Consider the following 17,680-nt stretch of genomic DNA (forward strand, 5'->3'; position numbering starts at 1 on the left):
CGACCGTCTTGCCGTGTCCGGGGTCGCCGTATACGCACAGCACGCCGCGGGCGGCCACCATGTGATGATCCCGGGCCGCTACCAACGGAGCACCGCCCGACCGGCGTTGATCGTCACCGGGCCCGCAGCGGCGGGCACACCACCACCCACACACCAACCACCACTGCGAAATCACATGTGCACCGGGCATTCCTATTGCGGCCGCGCTACCTGCGTGCGCCTCACACTGCTCAGGAAGCCGGGCTGAGTCCCGCTTCGTAGGCGAGGATGACCAGGTGCACGCGGTCGCGCGCGTCCAGCTTGGTGAACAGCCGCGCCACGTGCGTCTTCGCGGTGGCGGTGCTGATGGTCAGGTGGGCGGCGATCTCGCTGTTGGACAGTCCGCGCGCGACCAGGGCCAGGACCTCGCGCTCGCGGTCCGTGACGCCGTCGAGCGTGCGGCGCACCGGCGTTGCAACGGCGGACGCCGGGGGGCGCGGCGCTGTGAAGTCCGCGATGAGGCGCCGCGTCACGCCCGGCGCGATGAGCGCGTCGCCCGCGGCGACGACCCGGATCGCGGCGAGGATGTCGTCGAGCGCCATGTCCTTGACCAGGAACCCGCTCGACCCGGCGCGGAGCGCCGCGTAGACGTTCTCGTCGTCGTCGAACGTCGTCAGCACGACGACCCGCGCGGTCGACTCCGCCGTGATCCGCCGGGTGGCCTCGATGCCGTCCACGCCCGGCATGCGGATGTCCATCAGGACGACGTCGGGCCGCAGCCGCGCGGCGAGCGCGACGGCCTCGGCACCGTTCGCCGCCTCGCCGACGACCACGAGGTTGGGCGCCGCGGTGATGAGCATGCGCAGCCCGGAGCGCACGAGCGGCTGGTCGTCTGCGAGCACGACACGGACCGGCGGGAGCGGGGCGGACCCGGCGGGGGCCGGTGCGCCGTCATGTGTGACGTCCGGTGCGCCGCCGGGCACTCCGCCCGACATGCCGTCGGACGCACCGTCGTACGCCGCGTCGGGGCCGGTCATGCCGGAAGCCTCGCGGTCACCCGGAACCCGCCCTCGGGGCGCGGCCCGGCGGCGAACTCACCGTCGAGGAGGTGGACGCGCTCGCGCATGCCGGTGATGCCGTAACCGGGGACGACGGCCTCGGCCGCGCGCCCGTTGTCGGCCACCTCGACGACGAGTTCGCGCGCCGCGTAGGTGAGCGTGACCCGGCAGCTTGGCGACGCGGCGTGCCGCACCACGTTCGTCAGGGACTCCTGCACGATCCGGTACGCGGCCAGCTCGATCTCGGCCGGCAGCGGCCGCGATTCGCCGCACCGCTGGACCTCGACCAGAACGCCGCCGCCGCGTGCCGTCTCGGCCAGCCGGTCGAGGTCGGCGAGCCCCGGCGCGGCCGGGCCCGTGTCGCCGGGGTCGGCCTGGCGCAGTGCGACGAGCATCCGGCGCATCCCGGCCAAGGTCTCGCGGCTGGTGGTCTCGATGGCGCCGAGCGCCTCGCGTGCGTCGCCCGGCTGCACGTCGATGACGCGGCGTGCGGCGCCCGCCTGGATGGCGATGATGCCGACGCTGTGCGCGACCATGTCGTGGAGCTCCCGCGCGATCCGCAGGCGTTCGGCGACGACGGCGCGTACGGCGGCGTGGTCCTGCAACGCGGCCGCGTATTCGCGGTTGCGTGTCACCGCGCTGCCGACCAGCCACATGACGGCCACCGCCAGTGCGTACAGCGACGCCTCGCTCAGCACGTCGCTGAACTCCATCGACCCGGGCGGATCGGCGGCCCACGACATCGCGCGCTCGGTCGTCGCGACGCCGATCGCAGCGGCCGCGCCGAGCAGGCCCGCACGGCGCGTGCGCGTCGCGGCGAGGTAGCCGACCAGCACCGCGGCGGCGACCAGCGGCGGCCACGTGGCGATCGTCAGGACCGACGCGACCGCGGTCTCGGCCAGCAGCAGCCCGAGCGTGAGCGCGGGACGCCGTCGGCTCAGCGTGAGCGGCAGCGCCAGGAGTACGGACACGGCGAGCCAGACCGGCGGGGGAACGGACGCGAGCCGATAGGGCAGTAGATGCGGCGACAGCCGCAGCGGGAGCGTGCTGAACATGAGCGCGGTGAACCCGCCCACCGCGCAGCCCAGCAGCGCCGTCCACCCCAGCCAGGGCAGGCGGCGCAGCAGCGGCGCGCGGGGCAGCAGCGGCGCGCGGGGCAGGAGGTGATCCACACCGGGATCGTAGACAGCGGGCCCGGCGGTGCGCGTCGGCCTACGGATGTACATCCGGGGGCGGATCCGCGTCCCGCCGGGGATGTACGGCGCCCCGAAAGGTTCGCCCCGCGGCCCGACGCCCCGGCCGGGGCCCGGGCGGCACCGTGGTCCGCGTGATCGAAGTCAACGAACTCACCAAGCGATACGGGCACACGGTCGCCGTGGACGCCCTGACGTTCACCGTCCGCCCGGGCCGGGTGACCGGGTTCCTCGGCCCGAACGGATCCGGCAAGTCCACGACCCTGCGCATACTGCTCGGCCTGTGCGCTGCGACCAGCGGCACCGCGCTGATCGACGGGCGGCCTTTTCGCACCCGCGGCGTCGCGCTGCGGCACGTCGGCGCGTTGCTGAGCGCCGACGACGTCCACCCGAGCCGCACGGCCCGGGCCCATTTGGCCGCCCTGGCGCGCGCCAACGGCCTGGCGCGCGGCCGGGTCGACGAGGTGCTACGCGACGTCGGTCTGGCCGAGGTCGCCAAGCGCCGGGTCGGCACGTTCTCGCTCGGCATGAAGCAGCGGCTCGGCATCGCGGTGGCGCTGCTCGGCGACCCGCCGGTGCTGCTCTTCGACGAACCGGTCAACGGCCTCGACCCGGAAGGCGTGCGCTGGGCCCGCGAACTGTTCCGCGGGCTCGCGGCGGAGGGCCGGACGGTGTTCGTGTCCAGCCACCTGATGAGCGAGATGGAGAACACGGCCGACCACTTGGTCGTCATCGCCGACGGCACGTTGGTCGCCGACGAGCCGCTCGCGGACTTCGCCGCCCGCGCGGGCGGCGGCCTGGAGGAGGCCTTCATGAAGCTGACCGGCGACCGCGTCCGCTACCGCGCGGGGGAGGTCCGATGAGCCTGGTCACCCACACACCGGTCCCGCGCCCGCCACGGCGGGCGGGCAGCCCCGACCGGGCGCGCCGGCGCGATCTGGTGGGAGCGGAGTGGATCAAGTTCTGGTCGCTGCGCTCGACACCCGTGACCCTCGGCGTGCTCGCGGTGCTGTATCCGTACTTCGCGTGGCGCGCCGGGCGCGGGGAGTACCGGTCGTGGCCGAACTACACGCCGCCCATGCGCGACGCGTTCGACGCCGGGCACACCGCGTTCCCCGGCCCCACGTGGTTCCTGATGATGGTCGGCACGGGCACCATCGGCGCGCTGACCGTCGCCGGCGAGCACGCGGGCGGCCTGATCCGCACGACGTTCACGGCCGTGCCGGCTCGCGGCCGCGTCGTGCTGGCGAAGGCCGCGGTGCTGACCAAGGTGATGACGGCGCTCGGGCTCGTGGTCGCGGTCGGGTCCTACCAGCTGAGCCAAGCCGCGCTCGGCGACCGCGTCCCGCACCACGCGATCACGGAGCCCGACGCGCTGCGGGCCGTCGCGGCGACCACGCTGCTGCTGCCTTTGTGCGCGCTCGTCGGCATGGCCTTGGCGGCCGTGATCCGCGCCACGGCGGGCAGTGTCTTCGCCGTGTGCGCCGTGTTCGTCCTGCTGCCGGCCGGGCTCCGGTCGACCGGTGGGCAGGAGTGGCTCGACCCGGTCGTAAACGCCCAGCCGTGGTATGCGTGGGGCCGGCTGACCGGCATGGGCAACGGCCACATCGTCGGCAGCGTCCCATCGTTCACCGCGGCGTGGACCGCGATGGCGGCGTGGCCGGTGGCCGCGGTGGCGGTCGCCGTCGTCGCGTTGCGCGTGCGTGATGTCTGAGGCGACGCCGCGCCGGCCCGAACGCGTCGGCTTCCTGGACCTGTTCGCCGCCGAGTGGATCAGGGTCGCCGCAGTGCGGTGGGCCCTGCTCCTGCTGATCTGCGGCTCCGCGGTCACGGTCGCGTCCGCGTGGTACTTCAGCCGCCGCGTGCTGCTGACACCGCTCGGCAGAGCCGACTTCGACCCCGTGCACAAGGCGTTCGACGCGGAGGCCTGGTCGCTGGTGTGTGCGGGAGCCGCCGTGCTCGGCGTGCTGACCGTGGCCGGAGAGTACGCGTCCGGGTCGTTGCGCACGACGTTCGTCGCGGTCCCCGCGCGCGGCCGCGTCGTCACGGCCAAGGCGGCGGTGGTCGCCGTCGTCGCGTCGGCCGCGGGGGCCGTGACGTCGGTGACCGCCTTCGCGACGAGCCAGGCGCGGCTGGCCGATGAGGGGCTCGGCGTGTCGATACGCGACTCCGGGGCGGCGCGTGCCGTCGTCGTCTCGGCGGTCTTCCCGGCCGTGTGCGGGCTCATCGGTATCGCCGCCGGGGCTGTGGTGCGGCACCTCGCGGGCGCGGTGGCGACCGCCTGCGGGGTGCTGGTGCTGCTGCCGCCGCTGGTCTCGTCGTCCACCGGCGGCTGGTCGGGGGCATTCGGTGCGGCCATGCCCACCCATGCGTGGCTCGGCCTGGCGCGCATCAGTCCCCCGGGCGCCGGCGGTTACCCGTCACCCGCGGTCGCGGCGCTCGTGCTCGCGGCGTGGGCCGCGGGGGCGGTGGCCATCGCGGTCGGCGCGGTCGTGCGCCGCGACCAGTGACCCCGCCGTGTCACGAGGCCGCATGATCCTCCAGTGCGGGGAACCACGCGTGTCCGCGAGCGGTGACGACGGCCTTGCGGACGCGCGGCGGCCTGTCGGCGGCACCACCGTGGTGTCGGCAGCCGGATCGCAGTGGACCGGCAGCCCCACCCGTGGAGGTCATCATGAACGCCAAGCGCACCGCCGCCGTCCCCACCGCCTCCGGCCTGCTCCTCACCGTCGGTGCCGCCGGGACCGTCGGCGCCGCTCCCGCGAGCACGCCCGCCGCGGTTGCGGGCATGCCGCCCGGGTCGGGCCTCGGCATGTTCGGCCACGTCGTCAACGCGCCCAAGGCACATCCGCAGCGAGCCCAACGCCGTTTCCAAGAAGCTCGGTTCGCCGCCCAACGGGCTACCACGTCGAAATCGCCCGCACGGTGAAGGGCCGGAACATCGAGGAAACAAGATCTGGTACGCGATAGAGAGCCGCACCAACGGCCCCGCCGGCTGGATCTCCGCGCGCTGCGCACCAGGACGGTCCGGCGGAAGACCGCGGCGAGCGCCCGGTCCATCGGCCGCCCGGCCGCGACCTCCGCCTCGGCCAGTTCCCACAGCCGATACTGCACCTGGTAGACGTACTCCAGTCAGTTCGACGACCCGGATCGCCCGCAGCGGCCGGCGAGCCCGTCCCGGACAACGTCGACCCGTATCGCGGGGTCGGGGTCGTGCAGGAGCGCGATCGGGATGTGCGCGTCCGCGGCGACCGCGTCGCGCGCCGCCTCGACCGTCCAGTTCCGGAGGTAGCCGCCCACGTCGAACCACGAGGAGTCGTCGGGATCGGCGACCCGCAACAGACCGGCGCGGGACCCGTCGTCCCAGTCGAATTCCACAACGACCCCCGGCCCTCCCGCGCCGTCACGGTGTCGGCGGAACGCGTCTCGTCCAAAAGATCGGGAACGTTCTCACCCGAACGCGACCGCCCTCCCGCTCATCTCGGCCACCGCAGCGGCGTACCTGTCGGCGTTCCCCCTCATCCTGGACGCTCTCGCGACGCTGGGCCGGCCACACCGGTTCCACGTTCGCAACGCTCCCCCGGACGGCAAGCGGCGGCTCGGCATGACACGTCCGTGAACGCGACATCCCGGTTGAGGTCGGAGAAGGTCTCAAGGGCGGTGAACGTGGCGCCGAGTGCCCGGTGAATGTGCGCGGCCCCTTTCGCGCGGCATGATCCCGTCCTTCGACCCTCGAACCAGGCGAGCGAGCCGGCCCGGGCAGCGCGGGCACGCCGGATTCCCGGTCCGGAACGCGTGCAGGGCCCCGGCCGAAGGCCGGGGCCCTGCAACACCGTCGGGTACAGCCCGCACAGGACACGCAGGTGATTGTGTGGACCCGACGAGAGGGTGCCCACCCATCATGGCAACGAATCCGCAGGCGGTATGCGGGGTTCACCCGAAAGAGTGACCAGCCGCCCGGTCCGCCGCCCGGGTGAAGGCGGGTTCGATCGCGTTGCACGGTGTCCCGGCCGCCTGGATCCGCATGAGCCGGCCCAGAAGTCTGGTGAGTTCGACCGGTTCGCGCCGCCCTGGCCGGCTCCCGTGGATCTCGCGGATGACGTTGGCCTGGCCCGTACAGCCCCAGGCGCGGTGTGCGTAGTCGAGCGCGGCGAGCAGGACCGCGGCGGCGGTCGTCCACCCCGCCCGCAGGGCGAGCGAGGTCAGGGCCGTGCGGTCGACGTCGCGGCCGTCGAATTCCAGGCGCCCGCAGCCGCACGGGGCAAGGCGGCGCACGACGGCCTCGGTATCGATCCGGTCGTGGCCCTCGTGGTCGCTACGGTTGGTGAACGCGTACGCGATCGCGCGGTCGTACGCGGCGATCAGGTCGATGGCGGTGCGCGCGTCGTCGTCGGCGACGGGTTCGTGGGCCACGGCGGGGGCTTCCCTTCGGATCCGGGGCACACCCGCGGTGTGCGTCGCCTCCTACAACGAGCTCCTCGAGCGTCGGGACACCGCCCGCGCGGGTGCCCTGCGGGTCCGACACCGCGCTCCGGTGTTCGACCCGTCGCCCCGCGTCCATGTCGTCGTCGCGGTCCCGGTCGTCTTCGGGATCGGGCCAAGCCGAAGGGCCCGATGCCATGCCCGGACCCCTCGCGCGGTGGCGGTCCATCGAGGAGCAGAGCAGCAGCCCAGGGCCACACGCGCAACCACTCTTGAGTCGTTGCGGAGTGATCGTGTGCTCGATGCGCCGGTTGATCTCTCCACAGATCCGGCGCAGCAGGGTGGCCTCGGATCCCGATGCCAGTTCCTCGGCGTACTTGGCCAGGTCGCTCCGCACCGGCCGGCGCCGGTTGCCGGGCACGGGCACGCCCAGGCGCTCGAGCGCCGCGGGTTCCCTCCGGCCGAGCCGGCTGCGCTCTCTTCGCCGACGGTTCCTGCCAACCGACCGCCACAGCAAGCCCGTTGACCGGATCATCGACGACGAAAGTCTTATCTGGGCCAAGAGGCGGACACGCCCGGCGAGACTACCAACGGGCTACAGAGCACATCCATTCCCGGCGAGCGGCGCGGGTCAGGTGCGCTCCCATCCGCGTCGCGGGGCTCGTGCGGAGAGTTGGGGATCCCGGCTGCGGTAGACGATGTAGGGGCGGGTGAGGTAGCCGACGGGCGCGGTGAGCATGTGGACCAGGCGTGTGAACGGCCAGATACCGAAGAGCAGCAGGGCGCTGAGGGCGTGAAGTCGGAACAGCGGAGGGGCGCCGCTCATCAGTGCCGGGTCGGGGTCGAAGGAGAACACGGAGCGGAACCATGGGGAGATGGTGGTGCGGTAGTCGTAGCCGCCGCCGACGATGTTGGAGTCGACGGTGGCGGCCAGGCCCAGTGCCAGGGTGAGGGCGAGCACCGCGTACATGAGCTTGTCGTTGCGCGTGGTGGCGTGGAACACCGCCCCCACGGTGCGGCGTCGGTAGATCAGGATGGCGAGCCCGGCGAGGGTGGCGACGCCGGCGACGGTACCGAGGGTGACGGCGGCGAGGTGGTAGGTGTGCTCACTCACTCCGACGGTTTCGGTCCAGCTCTTGGGGATCACCAGGCCGCCGATGTGGCCCAGGACGACGAACAGGATGCCGAAGTGGAACAGCGGGCTGCCGATTCGCAGCAGCCGGTTCTCGTAGAGCTGGGAGGATCGGGTGGTCCAACCGAACTTGTCGTACCGGTAGCGCCAGGCGTGACCGGCGACGAAGGCGACCAGGGCCAGGTAGGGCAGGACGACCCACAGGAGCGAGTCCAGGGCTCCGGTGTCCGCCGGCGTCGCGGCGTGCGGGTTCATCGGCGCTCTCCGGTCGGCNGCGGCATGAACTCGGGGGGTGCGAACGGCGCGAGTCCCACTTGCTCCTCGGGCGGCCCTTGGGCGGCGAGCGCGGCCACGGCCTTGCGCTGATCGCGGCCGAGGGCCGGCAGGGTCGCCGAGACGGAGTCCAGGACGTCGACCCAGGGCGAGCCCGCGTCGCCCAGCGCCAGGCGCAGCAGTTCCAGTCCGGCGCGGTGCTCCTGGAGGAGTGCGCGCCCGGTGTCCGGGGCGCCGGTGGCGGCGAACTCGAGGACGACCGCGAGGTGGTCGGGCAGTTCGTCGTCGGTGAGGACCTGCCCGGCCGCCGCGTAGGTCTGTTTGAGCCGCAGCAGGGCGACGCCGCGTCGGCGGGTGTCGCCGTGGGCGTAGTAGGTCAGGAAGAGGCAGCAGCGCCGGCGGTGGTCGAAGGTGGCGACGTAGTCCGCGGCCAGTTCGCTCGGCGGTGTGCCGGTGAGGTGGTCGAGGAAGCGGCGCAGGGGCGTGGCGATCGGTTCGGGGAGGGTCTCGGTGACGGCCCGCAGGAGCGCGGCCCGGTCGCGTAGTTGCTCGTCCGGGTAGGCCAGCAGCAGGGACTGGACTTGCCAGGCCGCGGTGTGGTGGTCATCGGTCGCGGTCATCGCGCCTGCTCTTTTCCGGGTTCGGCTCGGTGTTGTCCGTGGGTGGGGCCGAGGTGGGGAAGAGTCCCGGGGGGTGGCCTTTGCCGTCCCAGTTGAGGAGGTTGACCCGTGTGGTCTCGGCGTGGGGGGTGGCCGGGGTGTCGGCGGTCTGGCGCTCGCGCAGCAGGCGGTAGTTCTCCACGGCGATCGGTGTGGGGGTCCCGGAGGCGTCGCCGAACGGGCCGGAGCCTCCCATGCCGGGGCCGTCCTCGTAGTCGAGGCTGCACTCGGTGGCGAGTTCCTCCAGGCTGTGCGCTTGTTCGGCGTGGGCGGGCGGGATGACGTACCGCTCGTCGTATTTGGCCAGTGCGAGCAGTCGGTACATGTCGTACATCTGCTCCTCGCCCATGCCGACGGAGGCGGGGATGGCCGGGTCGGGTTCGCGGCCGAGGTTGATGTCGCGCATGTAGGAGCGCATGGCCGCGAGCCGGCGCAGGACGGCGTCGACGGGGGCCGGGTCGCCGGCGGTGAACAGTTGGGCGAGGTAGTCGATGGGGATGCGCAGGGCTTCGACGGCGGCGAAGAGGTTGCCTCGGTCCTCGGCGTCGTAGCCGGTGGTGCGAACCTGGTCGACGACCGGGGAAAGCGGTGGGATGTACCAGACCATGGGCAGGGTGCGGTACTCGGGGTGCAGGGGCAGGGCGACCCGATAGGTGTTGATCAGGGCGTGCACCGGGGAGCGTTGGGCGGCCTGGATCCAGTCCCGGGGGATGCCGGAGTGCTCGGCGTCGGCGATGACCCGAGGGTCGTCGGGGTCGAGGAACACCGCGCGTTGTGCCTCGTAGAGGTCGGTGTCCTTTGGGGTCGTGGCGGCTTGCAGGACCTGGTCGGGGTCGTAGAGGACCAGGCCGATGTAGCGCAGGCGCCCGACGCAGGTCTCGGCGCAGACGGTGGGCAGGCCGACTTCGACGCGGGGGTAGCAGAAGGTGCACTTCTCGGCTTTGCCGGTGCGGTGATTGAAGTAGATCTTTTTGTATGGGCAGCCCGACACGCACATGCGCCAGCCGCGGCAGCGGTCCTGGTCGACCAGGACGATGCCGTCCTCGGTGCGCTTGTAGATCGCCCCCGAGGGGCAGGAGGCGACGCAGGAGGGGTTGAGGCAGTGCTCGCAGATCCGGGGCAGGTAGAACATGAAGGTCTGCTCGAACTCGAGCTTCACCTGGTCGGCGATGTTGGCCAGGATGACGTCCTTGTCGCCGTGGTCGGGTGATCCGCCCAGGTCGTCGTCCCAGTTGGCCGACCAGGTGATGTTGATGTCCTTGCCGGTGATCAGCGACTTGGGCCGGGCGACGGGGGTGTGTTCCTGGAGCGGTGCGTTGGTGAGTGTCTCGTAGTCGTACGTCCAGGGTTCGTAGTAGTCGTCCAGGGCGGGTAGTCGGGGGTTCGAGAAAATGTTGAGGAGCTTGCTCACCCGGCCCCCGGCCTTCAGGGTCAGGCGCCCGCGCTTGTTGAGTTCCCAGCCGCCGCGCCACTTCTCCTGGTCCTCGTATCGGCGTGGGTAGCCCTGCCCCGGTCGGGTCTCGACGTTGTTGAACCAGACGTACTCGACGCCGGGGCGGTTGGTCCATGCCTGCTTGCAGGTGACCGAGCAGGTGTGGCAGCCGATGCACTTGTCGAGGTTCATCACCATCGCCGTCTGCGCCATCACTCGTCGGCGGGTCTGTGCTCTCCGGGGCATCAGTAGGTCACTTCCTGGTTGCGGCGCCGGATCACGGTGACCTCGTCGCGCTGGTTTCCGGTGGGGCCCAGGTAGTTGAAGGCGTAGGACAGTTGCGCGTAGCCGCCGATCAGGTGGCTGGGTTTGACCAGCAGGCGGGTCAGGGAATTGTGGATGCCGCCGCGCCGCCCGTTGGTCTCGGTACGGGGCACGTCGATCAGGCGGTCCTGGGCGTGGTGCATGTAGACGGTGCCTTCGGGCATGCGGTGCGAGACGACGGCGCGCGCGACGACGACGCCGTTGCGGTTGACCGCCTCGATCCAGTCGTTGTCGTGGACGCCGATCTTCGCGGCGTCCTCCTTGCTCATCCAGATGGTCGGGCCGCCGCGGGACAGCGAGAGCATGAAGAGGTTGTCCTGGTACTCGGAGTGGATGGACCACTTGTTGTGCGGGGTCAGGTACCGCACGGTGATGCCGAGTTCACCCTGGTCCCCGACTTCGGGTTCGCCGAACAGGGCGTGCATGTTCAGCGGTGGGCGGTAGACGGGCAGCCCTTCGCCCAACTCGGCCATCCAGTCGTGGTCGAGGAAGAAGTGCTGCCGGCCGGTGAGGGTGTGCCAGGGCTTGAGTCGCTCGACGTTGATGGTGAACGGTGAGTACCGGCGCCCTCCGCTCTCGGAGCCGGACCACTCCGGGGAGGTGATGACCGGGACCGGGCCCTGCTGGGTGTCGGCGAAGGTGACACGCCTGCCCTGGTGTTCGGCGGCCAGGTCCGCGAGCGGCATGCCGGTGCGCGCCTCGAGGGTCTGGAAGCCCTGGGTGGCGAGGTGGCCGTTGGTGGTGCCCGACAAAGCCAGGATCGCCTCGCAGGCCTGCACGTCCCGGGCGATCGACGGGCGGCCGTCGGCCGCTCCCCCGTGCACGGTGCCGTTCTTGTGCCGCAGGTAATCCAGTTCACGGGTGACGTCGAAGGTGACGCCCTTGGTGGTGGCGCCCAGGGTGTCCAGCAGGGGGCCGAGCGCGGTCATCTTGTCCGCGACCGCGGCGTAGTCGCGCTCGACGGTGATCAGTTTCGGCATGGTCCGGCCCGGGACGGGTTCGCACTGCCCGGTTTTCCAGTCCGTGACGCGGCCGTGCGGGGTCGCCATGGCGTCGGGCGTGTCGTGCAGCAGTGGGGCGGCGACCAGGTCGGTGACCGTGCCGAGGTGCTCGGCCGCGAGGCGGCTGAACGCGGTGGCGATGGTGTTGAAGGCGTCCCAGTCGGTGCGGGTGTGCCACGGCGGGGCGATGGCCGGGTTGAACGAGTTTACGAAGGGGTGCATGTCGGTCGTGTTGAGGTCGTGTTTCTCGTACCAGGTCGCGGCCGGCAGGACGATGTCGGAGTAGATCGTGGTGCTGGTCATCCGGAAGTCCAGGGTGAGCAGCAGGTCGAGCTTCCCGGTGGGCGCGTCCTCGTGCCACACCAAGTCGCGGGGGCGGGCACCGGGGGGTGCTTCGGCGGCGCGGACCGCGGAGTCGGCGCCGAGGAGGTGTTTGAGGAAGTACTCGTTGCCTTTGGCGGAGGAGCCGAGCAGGTTCGCGCGCCAGATCGTGAGCACTCGGGGGAAGTTCTGCGGCGCGTCCGGGTCCTCCCCGGCGAATCGCATCCGGCCGGCCTTCAATTCGTCCACCACGTAGGCTTCCACCGGCCGGCCGGCCGCCTCGGCGTCCTTGACGAGGTGGAGCGGGTTGCGGTCGAACGTGGGGTAGGAGGGCATCCAGCCCATCCGGGCGGAGGCGGCGATCACGTCCGCAGTGGTCCGGCCCGCGAAGGTGCCGCCGGCGCCGGCCGCGGCGAGGGTGTCGGCGCTGAAGGGGTCGTAGCGGAACTGGTCGGTGTGCAGGTACCAGTAGGCGGTCTGGATCATCTGCCTGGCGGGCCGGTTCCAGTCCGCCGCGGTGGCCAGCGCGGAGTAGCCGGTGATCGGGCGGACCTTCTCCTGGCCGACGTAGTGGGCCCAGCCGCCCCCGTTGACGCCCTGGCAGCCGGTGAGCGTTGTCAGGGTGAGGAAGGCGCGGTAGATGGTGTCGGAGTGGAACCAGTGGTTCGTCCCCGCCCCCATGATGATCATGGAGCGGCCTTTGGACTCCTCCGCGTTCGCGGCGAACTCCCGTGCGATGCGCGCCGCCTGCTCCCCCGCCACGCCCGTGATCGCGGCCTGCCATGCGGGCGTGTACGGCTGCTCGGGGTCGTCGTAGCCGCCGGGCCACACACCCGGCAGGCCCTCGCGCGCCACCCCGTACTGGGCCAGCAGCAGGTCGAACACGGTCGTCACGGTGTGCCCGGCGATCTGCCGCACCGGGACGCCCCGGGACAGTTCCGCCGCGCTCCCGTCCGTCGTGTCGAACCGGGTGAGCCGCACCTCGGCGCTCGTCGCCCGTTCCCCGGCGACCGTCAGGAGCGGGTCGACGCCGCCCAGGTCCAGGTTCCAGATGCCCGCGCCCGCCTCGCCGTAGCGATGGCCGAGCGAACCGCCCGGAACCACCGGCGCGTCGGTCGCCGCGTCCAGCAACACGGTCTTGAACGCCGCGTTCTCGGCTCGGGCCGATGAGCCGCCCAGGTCGGCGGCGGTCAGGAACTTCCCGGGCACGAACACGGCGTCGGGGCCCTGGCCGCGCCGGTCCAGGGTGACCAGGAACGGCAGGTCGGTGTAGCGCTTGACGTAGTCGGTGAAGTAGCCGACCTGGCGGTCGACGAAGAACTCCTTGAGGATGACGTGCCCCATCGCCATCGCCAGCGCGCCGTCCGTGCCCGGCTGGGCGGGCAGCCACTCGTCGGCGAACTTGACGTTGTCCGCGTAGTCGGGCGCGACGGCGATCACCTTCTGGCCCCGGTAGCGGGCCTCGGCCATCCAGTGCGCGTCCGGGGTTCGGGTCACCGGCAGGTTCGACCCCCACATGATCAGGTAGCCGGCGTCCCACCAGTCCCCGGACTCCGGCACGTCCGTCTGGTCCCCGAACACCTGCGGCGAGGCCACCGGCAGGTCGGCGTACCAGTCGTAGAACGACAGCATCACCCCGCCCAGCAGCGAGTAGAACCGCGCCCCCGCAGCGTGCGAGACCATCGACATCGCGGGGATCGGGGAGAACCCGGCCAGCCGGTCCGGACCGTATGCCTTGATCGTGTGCACGTGCGCGGCTGCGATCATCTCGGCCGCCTCGTCCCACGTCGCCCTCACCAGGCCGCCCTTGCCGCGGGCCGCCTTGTAGCGCCGGGAGCGCTCCGGGTCGCCGACGACGTCCGCCCACGCGAGCACCGGATCACCCAGCCGGGCCCTGGCCTCGCGGTACATCTCCAGCAGTACCCCCCGCACGTAGGGGTAGCGCACCCGGGTGGGCGAGTAGGTGTACCAGGAGAACGCCGCGCCCCTGGGGCAGCCCCGCGGCTCGTACTCGGGGGAGTCGGGACCGACGGAGGGGTAGTCGGTCTGCTGCGACTCCCAGGTGATGATGCCGTCCTTGACGTAGACCTTCCAGGAACAGGACCCGGTGCAGTTGACGCCGTGGGTGGAGCGCACCACCTTGTCGTGGCTCCAGCGGTCGCGGTAGAACGTGTCGGCCTGCCGGCCGCCGATCCGGTACACGGCCCGCCGGTCCCCGGAGACCTCGGCCCGGGTGAAGAATCGCCGACTCCCCACCAGGGCGTCCGTCAGATCGCTGTCCAGACCGACCCGACGGGGTTCGGGGCCCTTCTTCGCCTTCACGGTGCCGCCTTCCCGGGCGCGAGGGCCCGTGCCGCTGTGCTCGAACGTGATTACTCTTCGGTCCTGGGGCGAGCAACGGGCGCACGGCCCGGCCGGAGGCGAAGTGGTGTCGCGGGTGCGGAGCCCGGTCCGGCCCGCGGTGACGGCGGCGCACGGTGTCGGCCCGCCGGAGCGTGCCCGCCCCGGTCCGGGCGGGAAGAACCGCGTCCCGCCTCTCCCGCCTCTCAGCGTGGGCCGTCCGCGGCCGGCTCGCGGCGCGCGACGGACGTGCGGACACCGGTCACGGTGAACACCAGTGCCGCGGCGGCCACCACGGCGAGCAGGACCAGGCCCAGCGCGAAGCTGCCGAACGCGCCGTACAGGGACCCCATCAACAAGGGGGGAACGAATCCACCCAGACCGCCCGCCGCGCCGACGACTCCGGTGACCGAGCCGACCCTGTCGGGCGGGGCCAGCAGCGCGACCAGGGCGAACACGGCCCCGCTGGCTGTCCCGAGGGCCGCAGCCATGGCGAGGAACGCGATCGTGGCCACCGGCACCAACACCGGGGTGAATGCCTGGGCGGTCGCTCCCAGTACCACCACGGCCAGTGCTCCGGCCAGTACCCCGATGGGATCGAGGCGGTCGGACAGCCAGCCGCCGATCGGGCGCATGACCACAGCGAGCAGCACGAACCCTGCCATCCGGTTGGCGCCGTCGGTCGACGTCAGCCCATATCCGGTTTTGAGATACGTGGGCAAGTACACGGAGAAGGCGACATACCCGCCGAAGCCGACCGCGTACAACGCCGAGGCCCGCCAGGTGACGCCCAGGCGCAGGGTGTCGGCGAGTCGGCCGGCCAGGGTGCCGGACGGCGCGGTCCGGCCGGGTGCGTCCCGCAGCACGACCGCCGCGAGCACCGCGTAGCCGGCCAGCACGATCGCGGTGATCACGAACGGAGCGGCGACACCATGGGCGTTCACCAGGTTCACCGTGGTAAGCGCGCTGATCGCGGTGCCACCCATTCCCGCGCCGAACACCCCGAGCGCCAAGCCCCGGCGTTCGGGCGGGAACCACGCGTTGACGAATGGCACCCCCACCGCGAAGGCCGTACCGCCCACGCCGAGGAAGAAGCCGCCCACCAGGAGCGCGCTCAACGAGGAATGCCCGAACAGTCCCAGATACAGCACCGGAACCACGGTGGCCGCGGTGACCAGTGGGAACATCACCCGACCACCGAAACGGTCGGTCAGCGCGCCAACGGGAATCCGGCCCAGGGAGCCGACCACCACCGGCACTGCAACCAGCAGCGCCTGTTCGAACGACGACAGGTGCAAGTCGTCCTTGAACCGCGGCCCGAGCGGACTCAGGAGCGCCCAGGCCCAGAAGTTCAGCGCGAAGCCGACAGTGGCCAGCGTGAGCATCAGCGACTGGCGACCGTGCGTGTGAACGTCGACTGCGCTACCCACCTCCGGCATTCGGGGCATGGTGCTCACTATCGTCAAACTCCTCAAGATGGAGTGGGATTCGGCTCGGCTGAGGCCATCAATCCATACGTGGGACGCCGCAGCCAGGATCTCCGACGCGATCACGCCCGGATAGGGCCGGATGGCCCCTATCCCCGGGCCCTACGGTGTCGTCCTCCGCACCGAGTCGAGGTCTGCCTCGACGAACAGCGGGACGTCGTCGGCGAGTCGGAACAGCCGGTGCGGGATGCTCCCGATCCCACCAGCGTCGGTCCAAGCGCTGCCGCGGTGGCCGTCCGGCAGGGGCGCCGCGCGAGTCGGCGAGCATGGACCGGTGGTGACCGGCGGCCAACCGGCGGCCCGTTCGGCGGGTGACAGCACCAGCCGACCAGCGAGGTCTTCGGCCGTTTCCCCATCCGCACCCGCAGCGTCGGCGTGCAGCCCCGCGGGGCCCACGTGGCGCGGACCGGCGGCAACAGGGACAACGCGGTACTCGTCCACGAAGACGACCACCGCTCGCGTTCGCCGTGCGGTGGTTCCAGCCGGGGGCCGCACCGTGCTCCTCGGTTCGTCGAACTCCGCTTGCGGCAAGGGCACGTGGGCATCCCTGGCAACCCGCACGGGCCGCCCTCGCCCGCGCGTGGACCGCCCGGGAACCCGGGACCTCGACGTGTGAGACCTCCGATGGCCGGGGCTGGGGTGTCCCACGCGATTCGACCCACGAACCGCCCTTCTCTCCCGATCTTCCGGCCCCGTCGAATCAGGAATCACGACGATGGCCGGTCGGCGAGGGGTGACGCGTGGGGCGTGGTTTGACACGCTGGGCGTGAGAAACGATTCCCCGGCCACCGATTCTCGGGAGTGAACTGTGACGTCGGACAAGCGGGCGGCTCTGCCGCGTATGCGCCTGGACGAGTTGTTGGACGAACTCCAGGCACACGTGGAGGTGGTCCGTTCGACCCGGGATCGGGTGAGCGGCCCGCTGGAGGCGGTCCTGTCGGTGGGCGGCGATCTGGACCTGGAGATCGTGCTCCGGCGGATCGTCGAGTCGGCCACCACCCTGGTCGACGCCGAGTACGGGGCGCTGGGAGTGATCGGCGACGAGGAACGCCTGGCCCGGTTCCTGACAGTGGGCCTGAACGAGGAGACCATCGCGCGGATCGGCCCGTATCCCACCGGGCGCGGCATCCTGGGGCTGATCATCCGCGACCCGCACCCGCTACGGCTGCACGACCTGTCCGAGCACCCGGACTCGTTCGGGTTCCCTCCCGGGCATCCGCCGATGAACACCTTCATGGGCGTGCCGATCCGGATCCGGGACACCGTCTTCGGGAACCTCTACCTCACCGAGAAGCGCGGCGGCGCGGACTTCGACGAGGACGACGAGGCGGTCCTGCGCACACTCGCGGCGGCGGCGGGCGTGGCCATCGACAACGCCCGCCTGTACGACGACGCGCGCCGACGCGAGCGCTGGCTGACCGCGAGTTCGGACCTGACCCGCAGCCTGCTCTCCGGCAACAGCCCCGCCGACGTCCTGCGCACGTTCACCGCGACCATCCGGGACATGGCCGACGCCGATCTGGTGACCCTGGCGGTGCCGGTGCCCGGCACCGACGACCTGGTCGTGGAGGCCGCGGCGGGTTCGACGGCGGACGATGCCCGGGGGCTGGTCCTGTCCGGTGAGAACACCCTGATGGGCAAGGTGTTCGGCTCGGGCGAGCCGATCACCGTCAACGGTCTCAGCCGGGATCCGGGCTCTGTGGTGGGCGCCTCGGTGGGGATCGATCTCGACTCGGCGTTCCTGTTGCCGCTGGGCACCCACGAGCGCATCCGGGGTGTGCTCCAGGTCGCCAACCGGGCGGGGCGCCCGCAGTTGTCGGACGCGGTGGTGCGCATGGTCACCGGCTTCGCCGACCACGCGGCGCTGGCCCTGGAGATCGCGGAGCGCCGCCGCGACGCCGAACTGTTGACCGTGCTGCAGGACCGCGACCGGATCGCCCGGGACCTGCACGACCTGGCCATCCAACGCCTGTTCGCCACGGGTATGACGCTGCAGAGCGCGACGCGCTTCATCGAGCACCCCGAGGCCCTGGAGCGGGTCGAATCCGCGGTGGACGCG

The 17,680-nt window shown here is 71.6% G+C and carries 14 protein-coding genes; 5 read left to right on the top strand and 9 right to left on the bottom strand.

Going from position 1 to position 17,680, the window contains the following annotated elements; genetic code table 11:
* Positions 1-230: 230 nt before the first annotated feature.
* The gene (locus A3IC_RS0120845; RefSeq protein WP_020551992.1) at positions 231-1,016 is read right to left on the bottom strand and encodes a response regulator; all 786 of its coding nucleotides are present in this window, start codon (positions 1,014-1,016) and stop codon (positions 231-233) included.
* On the bottom strand, positions 1,013-2,209 hold the full coding sequence (locus A3IC_RS0120850) for a sensor histidine kinase (RefSeq protein ID WP_020551993.1): 1,197 nt from the start codon (positions 2,207-2,209) through the stop codon (positions 1,013-1,015). Before A3IC_RS0120850 ends, A3IC_RS0120845 begins: the two co-directional genes overlap by 4 nt.
* A gap of 155 nt (positions 2,210-2,364) precedes the next feature.
* Here A3IC_RS0120850 and A3IC_RS0120855 point away from each other — a divergent pair, with 155 nt between their 5' ends.
* From A3IC_RS0120855 to A3IC_RS0120870, 4 genes are all read left to right on the top strand, one after another.
* Positions 2,365-3,093, top strand: a complete 729-nt coding sequence (locus tag A3IC_RS0120855) for an ABC transporter ATP-binding protein (RefSeq protein WP_026218522.1) — start codon at positions 2,365-2,367, stop codon at positions 3,091-3,093.
* Positions 3,090-3,944, top strand: a complete 855-nt coding sequence (locus tag A3IC_RS0120860) for an ABC transporter permease (RefSeq protein ID WP_020551995.1) — start codon at positions 3,090-3,092, stop codon at positions 3,942-3,944. The genes A3IC_RS0120855 and A3IC_RS0120860 overlap by 4 nt, the downstream gene beginning before the upstream one ends.
* Positions 3,937-4,740 carry a hypothetical protein gene (locus A3IC_RS55600; protein ID WP_020551996.1) on the top strand — a complete coding sequence of 268 codons (804 nt, stop codon included), beginning with the start codon at positions 3,937-3,939 and terminating at the stop codon, positions 4,738-4,740. The genes A3IC_RS0120860 and A3IC_RS55600 overlap by 8 nt, the downstream gene beginning before the upstream one ends.
* Before the next feature lie 164 nt (positions 4,741-4,904).
* Complete coding sequence (locus tag A3IC_RS0120870) at positions 4,905-5,159, top strand: hypothetical protein (protein ID WP_158696035.1); 255 nt, start codon at positions 4,905-4,907, stop codon at positions 5,157-5,159.
* Positions 5,160-5,362: 203 nt separating this feature from the next.
* Here the strand turns inward: A3IC_RS0120870 and A3IC_RS0120875 are convergent, their stop codons facing one another.
* The 7 genes from A3IC_RS0120875 to A3IC_RS0120905 all read right to left on the bottom strand — a co-directional run bounded on the left by A3IC_RS0120875 (position 5,363) and on the right by A3IC_RS0120905 (position 15,573).
* Entirely contained in the window at positions 5,363-5,608 is a 246-nt protein-coding gene (locus A3IC_RS0120875) for a hypothetical protein (protein WP_020551998.1), read from the bottom strand.
* A 555-nt stretch (positions 5,609-6,163) separates the two neighbouring features.
* The gene (locus A3IC_RS0120880) at positions 6,164-6,643 is read right to left on the bottom strand and encodes a hypothetical protein (protein WP_020551999.1); all 480 of its coding nucleotides are present in this window, start codon (positions 6,641-6,643) and stop codon (positions 6,164-6,166) included.
* 640 nt (positions 6,644-7,283) lie between these two features.
* A complete protein-coding gene (narI, locus tag A3IC_RS0120885) occupies positions 7,284-8,039 on the bottom strand; it encodes a respiratory nitrate reductase subunit gamma (protein WP_020552000.1) in 756 nt (251 codons plus the stop codon).
* Entirely contained in the window at positions 8,036-8,677 is a 642-nt protein-coding gene (gene narJ, locus A3IC_RS0120890; RefSeq protein WP_020552001.1) for a nitrate reductase molybdenum cofactor assembly chaperone, read from the bottom strand. Before narJ ends, narI begins: the two co-directional genes overlap by 4 nt.
* On the bottom strand, positions 8,661-10,394 hold the full coding sequence (narH, locus tag A3IC_RS0120895) for a nitrate reductase subunit beta (RefSeq protein ID WP_106668953.1): 1,734 nt from the start codon (positions 10,392-10,394) through the stop codon (positions 8,661-8,663). The genes narJ and narH overlap by 17 nt, the downstream gene beginning before the upstream one ends.
* Complete coding sequence (locus tag A3IC_RS0120900; protein WP_020552003.1) at positions 10,394-14,116, bottom strand: nitrate reductase subunit alpha; 3,723 nt, start codon at positions 14,114-14,116, stop codon at positions 10,394-10,396. Before A3IC_RS0120900 ends, narH begins: the two co-directional genes overlap by 1 nt.
* 224 nt (positions 14,117-14,340) lie before the next feature.
* Positions 14,341-15,573 (bottom strand): MFS transporter, encoded by a 1,233-nt coding sequence (locus A3IC_RS0120905; protein WP_052173660.1) that lies wholly within the window; start codon positions 15,571-15,573, stop codon positions 14,341-14,343.
* Positions 15,574-16,429: 856 nt separating this feature from the next.
* Between A3IC_RS0120905 and A3IC_RS0120920 the strand changes: the two genes are divergently transcribed.
* On the top strand, positions 16,430-17,680 hold a 1,251-nt coding region (locus A3IC_RS0120920), incomplete at its 3' end, for a GAF domain-containing protein (protein ID WP_040876916.1).

Origin of the sequence: Embleya scabrispora DSM 41855, from assembly GCF_000372745.1 — a bacterium.
Taxonomy (GTDB): domain Bacteria; phylum Actinomycetota; class Actinomycetes; order Streptomycetales; family Streptomycetaceae; genus Embleya; species Embleya scabrispora.